Annotated in this window: 12 protein-coding genes; 5 read left to right on the top strand and 7 right to left on the bottom strand. The window is 57.6% G+C overall.

Going from position 1 to position 12,782, the window contains the following annotated elements; genetic code table 11:
• Positions 1 to 48: 48 nt before the first annotated feature.
• The 3 genes from HUV26_RS11570 to upp all read right to left on the bottom strand — a co-directional run bounded on the left by HUV26_RS11570 (position 49) and on the right by upp (position 3,175).
• Positions 49 to 936, bottom strand: a complete 888-nt coding sequence (locus HUV26_RS11570) for a hypothetical protein (protein ID WP_174410238.1) — start codon at positions 934 to 936, stop codon at positions 49 to 51.
• Between the two features lie 156 nt (positions 937 to 1,092).
• The gene (locus tag HUV26_RS11565) at positions 1,093 to 2,346 is read right to left on the bottom strand and encodes a uracil-xanthine permease family protein (protein WP_174410237.1); all 1,254 of its coding nucleotides are present in this window, start codon (positions 2,344 to 2,346) and stop codon (positions 1,093 to 1,095) included.
• Between the two features lie 202 nt (positions 2,347 to 2,548).
• The gene (upp, locus tag HUV26_RS11560) at positions 2,549 to 3,175 is read right to left on the bottom strand and encodes a uracil phosphoribosyltransferase (RefSeq protein ID WP_174410236.1); all 627 of its coding nucleotides are present in this window, start codon (positions 3,173 to 3,175) and stop codon (positions 2,549 to 2,551) included.
• A 215-nt stretch (positions 3,176 to 3,390) separates the two neighbouring features.
• Here upp and coaE point away from each other — a divergent pair, with 215 nt between their 5' ends.
• The 4 genes from coaE to HUV26_RS11540 all read left to right on the top strand — a co-directional run bounded on the left by coaE (position 3,391) and on the right by HUV26_RS11540 (position 7,854).
• A complete protein-coding gene (gene coaE / locus HUV26_RS11555; RefSeq protein WP_243451359.1) occupies positions 3,391 to 5,007 on the top strand; it encodes a dephospho-CoA kinase in 1,617 nt (538 codons plus the stop codon).
• Positions 5,008 to 5,025: 18 nt separating this feature from the next.
• Positions 5,026 to 5,784 (top strand): rhomboid family intramembrane serine protease, encoded by a 759-nt coding sequence (locus HUV26_RS11550; RefSeq protein ID WP_174410234.1) that lies wholly within the window; start codon positions 5,026 to 5,028, stop codon positions 5,782 to 5,784.
• A gap of 107 nt (positions 5,785 to 5,891) precedes the next feature.
• On the top strand, positions 5,892 to 6,692 hold the full coding sequence (locus HUV26_RS11545) for an ABC transporter ATP-binding protein (protein ID WP_174410233.1): 801 nt from the start codon (positions 5,892 to 5,894) through the stop codon (positions 6,690 to 6,692).
• Position 6,693: 1 nt separating this feature from the next.
• Positions 6,694 to 7,854: a SufB/SufD family protein gene (locus HUV26_RS11540; RefSeq protein WP_174410232.1), complete on the top strand. Its 1,161-nt coding sequence runs from the start codon at positions 6,694 to 6,696 to the stop codon at positions 7,852 to 7,854.
• A 70-nt stretch (positions 7,855 to 7,924) separates the two neighbouring features.
• Here HUV26_RS11540 and HUV26_RS11535 read toward each other — a convergent pair whose 3' ends face one another.
• Positions 7,925 to 8,683, bottom strand: coding sequence for a DUF6901 family protein (locus HUV26_RS11535; RefSeq protein WP_174410231.1), 759 nt, complete (start codon positions 8,681 to 8,683; stop codon positions 7,925 to 7,927).
• A gap of 627 nt (positions 8,684 to 9,310) precedes the next feature.
• Between HUV26_RS11535 and HUV26_RS11530 the strand changes: the two genes are divergently transcribed.
• The gene (locus HUV26_RS11530; protein ID WP_174410230.1) at positions 9,311 to 9,682 is read left to right on the top strand and encodes a VanZ family protein; all 372 of its coding nucleotides are present in this window, start codon (positions 9,311 to 9,313) and stop codon (positions 9,680 to 9,682) included.
• A gap of 166 nt (positions 9,683 to 9,848) precedes the next feature.
• Here the strand turns inward: HUV26_RS11530 and HUV26_RS11525 are convergent, their stop codons facing one another.
• From HUV26_RS11525 to HUV26_RS11515, 3 genes are all read right to left on the bottom strand, one after another.
• Positions 9,849 to 10,778: a DMT family transporter gene (locus HUV26_RS11525; protein WP_174410229.1), complete on the bottom strand. Its 930-nt coding sequence runs from the start codon at positions 10,776 to 10,778 to the stop codon at positions 9,849 to 9,851.
• 308 nt (positions 10,779 to 11,086) lie between these two features.
• Positions 11,087 to 11,503: a DUF2000 domain-containing protein gene (locus HUV26_RS11520; RefSeq protein WP_174410228.1), complete on the bottom strand. Its 417-nt coding sequence runs from the start codon at positions 11,501 to 11,503 to the stop codon at positions 11,087 to 11,089.
• 172 nt (positions 11,504 to 11,675) lie between these two features.
• Entirely contained in the window at positions 11,676 to 12,608 is a 933-nt protein-coding gene (locus HUV26_RS11515) for a helix-turn-helix domain-containing protein (RefSeq protein WP_174410227.1), read from the bottom strand.
• Positions 12,609 to 12,782: the final 174 nt, after the last annotated feature.

Below are 12,782 nucleotides of genomic sequence, written 5' to 3'. Positions count from 1 at the left end.
CGTCGTGTGTTACTCATCCACTGCTCCTGTTTGAGTCAGGATAGTAGCTTAACTGGGTATCCACAACTTTGTAGCAGGATCACCCTTGTACAAAACCACATACGCTATAACCATGCCCAATATGAGCAGGATAAACGATTCAAAGGTCTCTATCTGAAACGGGTGCGTCAACATGCGCACGAGAAACTGCTTGTTTGCCGCCTGATAATTCTCCAGCACAGCCACAGCCGAACGATAGTGTGCAGCCGCCAAGTTCGTAAGCCACGCAGCCGCCTGATGGGATACAAGCAGCGCACCTGAATATACGCCCTTTTCCACTCCCTGCTTGGTATTCTTACGCTTGAGCAGATACCCCAGACCAAACGACAACAACAGATTGATGATTGAGATGAACAACGCCTGCGTAACCCCGCCCAGAAGCCCCCGCTCGCTTCCGCTGGCAAAGAGCACACCGTTCATAAGGGTTTCCATGACAAGGGCGGCAAAAAGAATGGCTCCTGCTAGCCCTTTGTTTCCCGGAGGCCTGGGATCACGTTTATAATTCCGCCTGCTGCGGATACTCCACAACGTGCTTTTGAGTTCCGTAATCGTTTTGAACGACTCCTCCAGATCTCTCCTGCGATTGAAAATGGCCTGCTGAATATTCCATTCCGCCATACGGCGAGCCTCATCCAGACGTTGCAGAGGACTATAGGCTGCACGCTCTGCCCTGTCGGCACGTTCCGCATCCAGAAGCCTTAAGGCCTCCAACCGGGTAGTGCTGAGCCCATCTTCACAATGCTGCACAATGGTACGCTGATGATTTTCCAAACCCCGTGCTTCGGCCCTTATGGCGTTGTGCTCCACGGCATCCGCCACACGCCCGTCAATATTCAGCTCACGGGCAAGAGCCGCCACATTTGGAGCCGTAAGCCGTAATCGCTCCATAGCGTTCATAATCCCCCCTCCTGAAATATGATATTAAATATAGTTTCATATATTCATTGCGCAAAACCTCTCCTGTTTGCAACAACTGAAAAGCCCCCCGGACCGACATGGTCCGGGGGGCAGCAGGTGCCTTTCGGAATGTACGCCAAAGACGGCACAACCCGGCTATTTGATTTCTTTTTTCTTTCCTCTGGGCAGCAGCAGGTTAAGCAGAACCCCCACTATACCGGCAAGGCCGATTCCCTTGATGGAGAACTCACCGGCATGAAAGGCCATGCCACCTATGCCGAATACCAGAATAATCGCAACAATGGCCATGTTGCGGGGTTCCATGAGGTCATTGCCTGCCCGCACCAGCGAATTAATACCCACAACGACGATGGTACCAAAAAGCAGGATCATGATGCCACCCATAACCGGCACCGGAATGGTCTGCAGCAGTGCCCCCAGCTTGCCGACAAAAGCCAGCACTATGGCGGTGATGGCTGCCCAGGTCATGATGCCGGGGTTGAACGAACGGGTCAGTGCAACGGCTCCAGTTACTTCGGAATACGTGGTGTTGGGGGGACCGCCCAGCATGGAGGCGAGTGTGGTGGCGAGTCCGTCCCCCATCATGGTGCGGTGTACTCCGGGCTTATCAATATACTTCTTACCCGTCACAGACCCTATGGCCAGCACATCGCCCACATGCTCTATGGCAGGAGCAATGGCCACGGGAACAATAAAGATAATGGCCTCAAGATTCCATTCCGGGAAGGTGAATGAAGGAACGGCCAGCCACGGAGCGTCCCGGACGGGAGAGAAGTCCACATAGCCGAACAGGAGCGAAAGCACGTACCCCACCACTATCCCCAGAAGAATGGGCACCAGCGATAGCATGCCCCTTCCCAGCAGGGAGGCAAGGATGGTGGCGGCAAGAGATGCCATGGAGATGAACAGAGCAGGTCCCTGCGGGATAAGCTGTATGGCTCCGTCGCCCGTTTTACCCAGAGCCATGAACACGGCCACCGGCGCCAGAATAAGGCCGATAACCATAATCACCGGTCCTGTGACCACGCTGGGCAGCACGCGTTCCAGCACCTGCGGCCCCTGCATCTTGATGAGCAATGCCAGCAGAACGTACAGCAGGCCGGCGGCAGCAAGCCCGCACATAGTTCCTGCCACACCCCAAGTCTGCACCCCGTAGATGATGGGCGCGATGAAAGCAAAAGAGGATGCCAGAAACACGGGAACACTGCGTTTGGTGACAACCTGAAACAGCAGCGTGCCTGCCCCGGCGGTAAAGAGTGCCACGTTAGGATCAAGCCCTGTCAGCAGCGGCACCAGAACAAGCGCGCCAAAGGCCACAAACAACATCTGCGCGCCCACAAGGCTGTCTTTCAGCCTGAAGGAATACTCCGTACTCGTATCGGACACCATGCCCTCCTCACAGAAAAATCGTTACAATACGTTCAGGCCGTCCGCCCCCTTCGCGAACGGCACACCATGCGCACGCCACATGCCGCCAGACCGGACGGCACACCGAAAAAAAGAGCATCCGCCCTTTGGGGCCGCTCCCGGAAAACCGGGAACGGAAACACCAAGGGCAAATGCTCCTGCCGTTACGCGGACGGTACGGAACCTACTTGGTCCCGAAAATCTTGTCGCCCGCATCGCCCAGACCGGGAAGAATATACCCGTGCTCATTAAGTCGCTCGTCAATGGCTGCGGTATAGATATCCACATCGGGATGCGCTTTGATGACGCGCTCGATGCCTTCCGGTGCCGCCACAAGGAACAGGCCAACAATGCTCTTGCAACCGGCCTTTTTCAGCAGGTTGATGGTGGCTATGAGGGTGCCCCCCGTTGCCAGCATGGGATCGATGATAATGGCGGTGCGCTCGTCGATGTTTTTGGCCAGCTTGACATAGTATTCCACGGGCTCAAGGGTTTCTTCATTGCGGAACATGCCCACAACGCTGACCTTGGCACCGGGGATCATGTCCAGCAACCCGTCCAGCATGCCCAGACCGGCGCGCAGAATGGGAACGACGGTTGCCTTTTTTCCCTTTATCTGCTCAACAGTGACAGGTCCGGCCCAGCCTTGGATGACTTTAGGCTCGACGGTGAGCTTCTTGGTGGCTTCGTAGGTAAGAAGCCTGCAGATTTCATTGGAAAGTGCGCGAAACTCTGACACAGTGACGTCAACTTCACGCAGACGCCCGAGTTTATGTTTGACCAACGGATGGTCAACCACGTAAACAGCCACTCTGGCCTCCTTGAAGAGTGCTTGCAAAAAAACGGCCCTTGTGGCCGCCCCAAATCTCATTAGCCCTACACTGAATCAGCCCACACGGTCAAGCCAGTCCGGAAGAACATACCATGACAAACGTCCCGCATATCCCGGCCTCTCCGCCGGAAACCTTATCGCCAAACGCATCAGCCTCCTCACTGGCTTCCCAAAAAACTTCCCCAAAAGCTTCTGTGCCCCCCCCTGAAACGGAAAGCGGCTTTTCCCTCACCGTCCCGCGCGAGGCGCACGGTGCCCGTCTGGACCTGTTCCTTTCCGAAACGCTCCAGTCCCGCGCCCTCAGCCGGGAACGCATTAAACGCGCCATCCGCGAAGGCGATGTGCTCGTCAACTCCGGCCGGTGCACCAAGCCCAACACCAAGGTTGCGCACGGCATGCGCATACAGGTGCTTCTGAACCCCGAACCTTCCTCGCTGGTGGCGGAAGACTCTCCCATCCGTGTTCTCTACAGCGACGAACACCTTGTGGTTCTGGACAAACAACCCGGACTGACAGTTCACCCCTGCCCGAGCTGTCCTTCCGGAACGCTGGTGCACAGGCTGCTGCATCATTTCCCAGAGCTGGCACAGCAGGAGGGGTTCCGACCGGGCATTGTGCACCGACTGGATAAAGATACTTCCGGCATCATTGTCGTGGCACTGACGGAAGAAAGCCGCCTTGCCCTTTCCCACGCCTTTGCCGAACGGGATACATACAAGGAATACCTCGCGCTCACACACGGTGTGCCCTCGCCTGATTCTGGCACTGTGGATGCGCCCGTGGGCAGGCATCCCACATACAAGGTTAAAATGGCTGTAGTGCCCCCGGAACAGGGCGGCAGGAACGCCCGCTCGGACTACCGGGTGCTGCATGCGGACAAAGCGGCAGGATATGCGCTTGTTGCCGTACGCATTCATACGGGCAGAACCCACCAGATACGGGTGCATATGAGCCATCTCGGCCATCCGTTGTGGGGCGATGCCACTTACGGCGGCAGCGCCCCGAAAGATTCACCTGCGGCACGGTTGGCGAATCGCCAGATGCTGCACGCATGGCGGCTGCACTTCACCCACCCGGTAACAGGTGAACAGATGCGCTTTTTCTGTCCGCCCCCTCAGGATTTTTCCGCCCTGGCGATTGCCCTTGCCTCGCGCATGCAGCGCGTGGTGCTCACGGGCATGCCGGGGTGCGGCAAATCTTCACTTCTGCGTCTGATGGAAGAGGCGGGGTATCCCGTCTGGACGGCAGACGGCATAGTGCACACCCTGTACTCCCCCGGCGGCGACGGCTGGCGTTTCCTGCGCGGGCGGTACGGCGACCGTTTTGCCCCGGCAGACGGTGCCGTGGACAGACGGGCCCTCTTTGACGCCATGCGGGAATCTGCCTCCGTACGCAAAGAGGTGGAGGCCTGTGTGCACCCGCTGGTACGCCACGACCTGCACACCTTCTGGGCTGCCCATGCTCAAGACCCCGCCGCGGTGGCAGAGGTGCCGCTTTTTCTGGAATCCGGCTGGCGCGAGGATGCGGACATACTGGTGGGCGTGCGCTGCCCCCGCGAAACACGCGCCACGCGCCTTACCGCAGGCAGGGGCTGGGACGGGGATATGCTTGCGGTTATGGAATCGTGGCAGTGGGCGGAAGACGATAAAATGGCCGCCTGCGACATTGTGGTGGATAACGGCGGAACTCCTGAGGCACTGGCCTCCAACGCGCATATTCTTGCGGAATCGCTCGAAAAACGCAGAAACGCCGCACGGAACGCAATGGCGGAACGTCTCGCCTCCCTGTGGGAGACGGCACCGCCTGCCTGATAGAAAGACGAGGTACCATTGTTTCCCATACGCGACAGCATTCCCCGCGTTCACACGCCCTACGCGGTATACACTATTCTGGCGCTGAATATTCTGGCCTTTCTGTATCAGCAAAGCCTGAACGGAAGGGAACTGTTCGAGCTTCTTCACGTATACGGCGTGGTACCGGCCCGCTACGCCTTTCCCGATTGGGCACTGCAGGCGGGCTACCCTGCTTACGGACAGTTTGCCTTTATCACCCATCAGTTCCTGCACGGAGGGTGGATGCACCTTATCGTGAACATGTGGTCGCTGTGGATTTTCGGCGACAACATTGAGGATGTTATGGGGCCTGTGCGGTTCACCGCCTTTTACCTCACCTGCGGGCTTGCCGCCATGCTCGCGCACCTGTTTTTCAACGCAGAGGCGACCATTCCCATAGTGGGTGCTTCCGGTGCCATAGCGGGCGTTATGGGGGCCTACTTTCTCCTGTATCCCCATTCACGCGTCACCACGCTTGTTCCCATTGTTATCATTCCGCTGTTCTTTGACCTTCCCGCCGTGCTCTATCTGGGCATATGGTTCGGCATGCAGGTGCTTTCAGGCATCGGCTCCATGGCTGCCGGAGGCAGCGGGGCAAGCATAGCCTGGTGGGCGCATGCAGGCGGATTTATTGCAGGCATTGTCATGCTCCCCTTCTTCCGGCGCAGGGGACATTGTTATTACTGCCACACCCCGGAAGGGACTCCGCCGCACCGGTCGGTCATAGCCCCTCCGAGACACCCGGGAGACGACTAATCCGCCTCCCGCCGGGCAGCGCATTGACTTGAGCGGATTCATGCCGCATAACGGTGCGTCCGGATGCGCTGCCGTCCGAAATTCCACACCGCAAGACGGGGTTTTTAATGCTGCAAATTCAAAATCTCCATGTGAACATCGGGGATGTGGAGGTGCTCAAGGGCATCGACCTGACCATTCCCGAAGGAGAAACGTTCATCCTCTTCGGCCCCAACGGGTCGGGCAAGACCACCCTGCTCATGACGCTCATGGGTTTTGGCAACTACACCGTAACCAAAGGGCGCATCCTCTTCAAAGGGGTGGATATAACCCATTCTCCCATGTATGAGCGCGCGCGCCTTGGCATGGGCATGTCTTTCCAGCGTCCGCCCACAATCCACGGACTGAAGACAGGGCATCTTGTCCAAATGTGCGCTCAAGGCCGGGAAGTGGATGTGGAAGGACTGGCACGCAAGGTCAACTTTTCGCGCTTTCTGCACCGCGACATCAACGCCGGGTTCTCCGGCGGGGAAATCAAGCGCTCCGAGTTGTTGCAGCTTATGGCGCAGCGCCCCGACCTTATACTCTTTGACGAACCGGAATCCGGCGTGGACCTTGAAAACATGTCGCTCATAGGCAGAACCGCCCGCGAACTGCTGGACGGCATGCAGCCCGCATCCTGCACCATGAAGATGGCCAAATCCTCCTGCCGCACAGCGGGGCTCATTATCACGCACACGGGCCACATTCTCGAATACGTGAACGCTGACCGCGGACAGGTGATGTACAATGGCAGACTGTGCTGCGAGGCGCGTCCCCGTGACATCCTCGACCACATCTCCCGGCACGGCTACAAAGAATGTCTGCGCTGCCTCAGTGCCGAAAACGGTGAACACATCGACCTCGCCGACTTCAGGGAGGTGTATTAGCATGCAGAAAATCGATCTTGCCAAATTCCGCATGGACGGCGGTACTGCCGCCCCCATTGAAGACCTTTCCAGCCTCTCCCCGGAAGACAAGGAACGCCTGCTCTATGCGGGCATAGATGTCAACCGCAGCGACCGCGCAGGCTCCTTCATGCACATGAACCACTCCGGCGTGCACTGCAAGAGCCAGCAGGAAGGACTGGAGATTCTGGATATCAAGGCTGCCCTTGCCAAGTACGACGGACTACCCGAATACTGGTGGAAGCTGGTGGACAAGGATAAGGATGAGTTCACCAGAGCGGCGCACGACACCCTGCACGGCGGCTACTTCATCCGCGCACGGGCCGGGGTTAAAATTAAGGAACCCGTGCAGTCCTGCCTGTTCATCAAGGACTCCGGTCTTGCCCAGAACGTACACAACATCGTCATTGTGGAAGAAGGCGCGGAGATGCACATCATCACCGGCTGCGCCACAGCGCACGGTGCCAAGGAAACAGCCCACATGGGCATTTCCGAATTCTATGTAAAAAAAGGCGGCAAGCTCACCTTCACCATGATCCACAACTGGGGAGAGGATACGGCTGTTCGCCCGCGCTCCGCAGGCATTCTGGAAGAAGACGCCGTGTTCCTGAGCAACTATGTACTGCTCAAACCCGTACGCGACCTGCAGATGTATCCCGCCATTACCCTGAACGGTTCCGGGGCGGTTGCCCGCTTCAACTCCGTTATTGTGGCTCCGGAAGGTTCGCATGTGGATTCCGGCAACCGCATCCTGCTGAACGCCCCCAATACCCGCGCGGAGATTATCGCCCGCACCCTTACCACGGGCGGCACCATCATCAACCGTGGATTCATAGGCGCGAACAACGTGCCCGCCCGCGGACACCTTGAATGCAAAGGCCTGATTCTGGGCGGCGGACGCATACACGCCATACCGGAACTGGACGCCACGATCGATGGCGTGGAGCTTTCACACGAAGCGGCGGTGGGCAAAATTGCTCAGGAGGAAATTGAGTACCTTATGGCTCGGGGGCTGGATGAAGACGAAGCCACCGCAACCATTGTACGCGGCTTCCTGAACGTGGAGATGGAAGGCCTGCCGCCGGAACTGCAGGAAGCCATAGACAAGCAGATCAGCGAACTGGATGCGGGCGAAGCCATGTAAGGCCCCCTTGCCTGCACGCCCATAGCAAGACCAAACACGGCCCGGCGGAATGTTCTCCGCCGGGCCGTTCTCATTCGTCTGCCGTTCCGGAAGAAATGTACGGCGTAAAAAGATATCTGAAATCGTCCAGACGCTCTTCCAGCACAACAGGCATGGATTTGGCGAAAAGATCCAGAATGACCACCGCATTGACGGACGAATCCGAAGAAGAAGCCCCCCGCAGGCGTTCCACCAACTGCAGGTTCACAACTTCCATGTTTCTGTAGATGCGTCCAAGTCCTTCCATATTCAGGTCCACCTCTTCCGGTGAAGCCGCCCGGAAGTACTGTGCCAGCATGTACATGGAAGCCGCTCGATAGAATGTTTCGTCCGGCGAGGAAAACGGAAGGTGAAACCGGGCCATGGGCCGGAAAAACGCGGTATGCGGGCAACCGGACGTGGGAATGATAAGCCCCAGCAGCGAGCTTACGCCCCGTTGTGCCGTGGTGCGTTGCGAAACTGTGCGTTCAGGCGTTTCCACCTCCACCAGCATCTCGTCATAGGAAACAAGATGCCCGAGCCGCCTCACCACATCCACCAGCCGTGCCACCAACGGGCAATCCCGAACCTGCTGCGGCTCAAAGGGACAATGCGGGCACTTGCAGTACTCCAGCCTACACCAGTCCGGCAGCTTATCAGGCAAAGGCCATGCGGCACGCAGGGTCTCCTGTGTAAATGCCAGATCAAAACGCTCGGTTGTGCCATCATCAAAAATAAAGGCGTAGGTTATTTGCACATGCCACCACCCGGAGTGCGAATACAGCCGGAACCATTCCGGCAAAAACGACAACGCTTCTCCTATCTTACGGCAAGCCTCACCGAATGACAAACAAACCGTGGGCTTCTTTCTGCAACAACGCCATGATATCACATGCAAAACTTTTTTGATTTATAATTGTAACTTTTCTGTTGCGTTCCTAAACCAAAGGCGTATAGCTCTCCGGCGGGGGAAATGATGAATCGTTCCGCTTCTTCTGTACCCCGCATTCGCTCCGGACTTGGCTCTCCTTCGGACGCCCCGAAAGGGCAGACCGATAGCGAAGCACAAAGGCGGGGCGCAAAATCAACGGCCTTTCGGAGGTCTTGTGTCATCAACATGGCGTAATTATCCGGAACTTCCCGCTGACCTCACCGTTATTGAGGGCATGGTCGCACACGGATTCTTTTTCGCCACGGCAGCCGGACCGTGTCTGACCGCCCTGTCCCCCGTTACGGGTGAGACTGAGGGCAGGACAAATCTGTCTGACTGCAACATACATCCCCAGAATATATACGCTTCCTGTTTCGGAGCATTGCAGAGCATCTAGAATGCGTTGCGCCGTCACGGACATGTCGTGGTGACATGTCCGCGTCATGGCGCGCTACCGCCCTATTGGGCACGGAGTTAACGGCTGTGAAAGAAGCCACCCGCAGTAATATGAAATTCACCAAGAAACAGGCTATTGCAGCTGCCTGCTTCTTCATCCCGGTCATTGCCGTATTCTGGCTCTCCTTGGTGCCCAGGCTCGGCATTCCGGTGCCTTTTCCCGCCTTTGACAAGGTGATGCACGCAGGAGCGTACATGTTCCTCACTGTTCTGGCGCGTGTTTCGTTCAGAAAACGCGTCCAGCACTGGATTCTGTACGCGCTCATCGCCATGAGCGTGCTCACTGAAATGATTCAGGGTCTTGTGCCCCCGCGCGAAGCAGACCCAGTGGATGCCCTTGCCAACTGTCTGGGCATTTTCGCAGGGTACTGGATCGTTTCCATGGTGCGCAGCAGCATCCGCCGCCCCGCCACCGTCAAGTAGCATTTTTCTTCAGTCTACAGGCAGAAAGCCCGGAACCGAGAGGTTCCGGGCTTTCTGTTGTATGGGTGCCTGCCAGCCAGTTGGTTCAGGCAGCCCGACCGATATGATTTGTCTCCGGCAGTCTTTTGCACAATCTGCATGCTGCTGAAAAGACTGGTACACAATCTCAAACTACCGCCCGTGCCGCCCGCAACCTGCCGCGCCACGGCACCAGCTCCTGGCTCAGGCACACCCCCACCAGCACCACCGCGCATGCGGCGTATTGCGTGGGCGCAAGGCGCTCTTCCAGCACCAGCCAGCCCAGCAGCAGCGACAGAACCGGCACCATATTGATATAAGCGGAAGCCCTTCCCGCTGGCACATGCGCCAACGCGTAGTTATAACACCAGAAAGCACCCAGAGATACGAACACCCCCATATACACCACTGCAAGCAGGCTGGGCCACGAGGTGCTGACAGACGAAAGATCCGGCAGTCCGGATACCAGGGCCCCGGGCAAAAACCAGATAAGTCCCGCAAAACACTGTAGGGCCGTTAACGCCCACGCACCGTACCGTCCTTCCAGTTTTCGCAGCCCAAGCGTGTATCCTGCCGCCGCCACCATGGCAGCAAACTCCAGCGAATTGCCGAGCACAGGATTAGGCCCCGCCTCGGTCGGCGCACCTGCCAGCGTGAGCCACGCTACTCCGGCACAGGAGATCACCAGCCCAGTTACCATAGTCAACGATGCCCGCTCTCCCAGAAACAGCGCAGCCAGCACAGCCACCATGAGCGGCATGGTGGCTGAAATGGTGCCCGCCTCCGAAGCGGAAGTGTATTGCAGGGCGTAGCTTTCCAACGTGAAATAGAGACATGGCTGAAAAAACGCCACCAACAGCAACCACTTCCAGTCACCCGGCTTACGGTTGGCCCCCATGTCGCGCCGCAGCATAGGCAGCACCACCAAGGTGGCGAAAAACAGGCGCAGCCAGATGATGGTGAGGGGCGCAACCTCACGTAAGGCTATTTTCATGCCTACAAAGGAACTGGACCACAGCAGCACGGCGGCAAGCAGTGCGAACACAGGCATCAGCCGCGTGTTATTTGAGGACGCCATGAAATCTCCCTGTCATTACCGGACGGTTTATTGAAAACGCGAAAAGCGGTTTCCGGTCTACGCCCAACAGGCGGGTTCAACAAGTCCCGGACGCTCCTCGCGCATGGTATACGGGGCCGCTAACGGGCGGCTGGAAATGCACTTTCCCGCAGGGCTTTTAAAAATGGTCAGCTGAAGGATGCAGGAAATATTCTGACCCCAATTCACATTGGGTACGCACAGAGGGCGTACAGGAAGGTCTGAACACCACGCATCAACATCACAGATTCCCTTTTAAACACCCTGTTACCGCCAAGGCACCGCAACATCTACATCAGCTCAAGATGGCCAGTCAGCCGGGATATGCATCCCCGTTCGCCGAACAGGACCAGCCCCAGATACCGCATGTTGTCGGATGTCACTCCGCCAAGGCGGACCGCGTATTCATCATAGGAACGCGACCGCTGCGCCGTTTCGGAAAATCCTGCCACAAGTACACCGTTCTGCCCGTTTGCCTGGGCATGCAGGCGCGCCAATTCTTCAGACCGCGCCTTGAGCATGGGAAAGGGCACACGCGTAATGGCGGGGTGTACGCAACCTTCCGCATCCGCCACATCCCAGCCGACCAGCCCTTCTACCTTGCAGGAAAGGGCTGTGGCCAGAACCGCTGCTGTATTGGCCGCAAGGCCCGCAGGCAGCGTATCATCTATAACAAACACACATTTGGATTTCTTGTCCGCAGTCATGATACCTCCTTCTGAACGTCAGACAAGAGCACCCTAGCGCATCGTCGAAATCCGGTATGGTAAAAAATTGCGATGCCGGGCCTAAATGCTTCACGCAGCCCCACTACTGCCGGTGAAGACAGTACGGCGGCAGCAGAAGGCCGGGTTCGGAGACTGTGAAGAATATGAAAAATCAGGCTGCGGAACGGGCCATGCGGTACAAACCGGGAGTTGCTCCGGTATAGGTACGGAAGGTGCGTGAGAAATGGCTCTGATCAGTAAAGCCTGCGGCTGCGGCGGTGTCGGCAATGGACGCACCTTTGGAAAGCAGCGTCTTGGCGCGGTTTAAGCGCAACTGCACCTGCCACTGGTGCGGGGTTAACCCGGTTTCCGCACGGAAAATCCGCAGCAGGTGGTACGGGCTGAGTCCGCCCACGCGGGCAAGATCATCCAGTGTAACTTTTTCCGCATGGTTTTCGGCAAGATAGGCACGCACGGCACGCACAGCGGCATGTTCCGAATCGTTCGCAGCATCGGGCCGTGCATCGCGTACGTCCGCATACCCCACAAGCAACCGGGAAAACGCCTCGGTCATGGCAGTGCGTCTTGGCAAAGGGTCCGCCCCATGCTCCACAAGCCGCTGAAAACCGGAAAAAGCGGCAAAAACACGCGCATCGCCTATGACCGGTTCGTCAAAGCCGACGGCTAGCCCGCCCACGCGCTGCGTGGAAGAGCCGGAAATATCATCCGCCATTCTCTGCATAAGAGAATCCGGTACATACAGCATCCGGTAGGTCCATGAACCTTCACGGGGATTGCAGTCGTGCGCGGCACCGGGAGGAATGACCACCACCTGTCCGGCGTGCACAATCCGCTGCTGACCATCCATGCGGAAGACGGTGCAGCCCGCATCTATCAACCCCACGGACCACGTATCATGCACATGCGGAGGAAAACGGTAACCGCTGAAATGCGAGTAGCGCACCTCCACCGCGTCCACGCCCTCTTCACGCCAAAAGCGGACAACGTTATCCGCTGGGCAATGTCCATCGCACCCAGCCTGTACCGGGGTGCCGCTCATGCCCGTGTGTAAAGACATATCCGAGGGTTGGCTCATCCGACTCATGACACAGACCTCCGCTCCTGTTCCGCTGCCCGTAATGTCTTGCATTCTGCAAAATCCGCAATGTGCGCTCTGTCCGGCAGCGCCTGCCCCGATGCGCTCCCATACCCCCATTCGCCGGACAGAGCAACCGGGGAACATTTCCCGCCAACGCCTGCAACTCAATGGCGCTCCTAT

The organism is Desulfovibrio psychrotolerans (assembly GCF_013340305.1).
GTDB lineage: Bacteria > Desulfobacterota > Desulfovibrionia > Desulfovibrionales > Desulfovibrionaceae > Halodesulfovibrio > Halodesulfovibrio psychrotolerans.
This window is presented reverse-complemented; position numbering and strand designations above follow the sequence as displayed.

Coding starts and splice junctions, on each gene's coding strand:
- HUV26_RS11570 (WP_174410238.1), bottom strand. CDS start 936: ATGAACGCTATGGAGCGATTACGGCTTACGGCTCCAAATGTGGCGGCT.
- HUV26_RS11565 (WP_174410237.1), bottom strand. CDS start 2,346: ATGGTGTCCGATACGAGTACGGAGTATTCCTTCAGGCTGAAAGACAGC.
- HUV26_RS11545 (WP_174410233.1), top strand. CDS start 5,892: ATGCTGCAAATTCAAAATCTCCATGTGAACATCGGGGATGTGGAGGTG.
- HUV26_RS11540 (WP_174410232.1), top strand. CDS start 6,694: ATGCAGAAAATCGATCTTGCCAAATTCCGCATGGACGGCGGTACTGCC.
- HUV26_RS11530 (WP_174410230.1), top strand. CDS start 9,311: ATGAAATTCACCAAGAAACAGGCTATTGCAGCTGCCTGCTTCTTCATC.
- HUV26_RS11525 (WP_174410229.1), bottom strand. CDS start 10,778: ATGGCGTCCTCAAATAACACGCGGCTGATGCCTGTGTTCGCACTGCTT.
- HUV26_RS11520 (WP_174410228.1), bottom strand. CDS start 11,503: ATGACTGCGGACAAGAAATCCAAATGTGTGTTTGTTATAGATGATACG.
- HUV26_RS11515 (WP_174410227.1), bottom strand. CDS start 12,608: ATGAGTCGGATGAGCCAACCCTCGGATATGTCTTTACACACGGGCATG.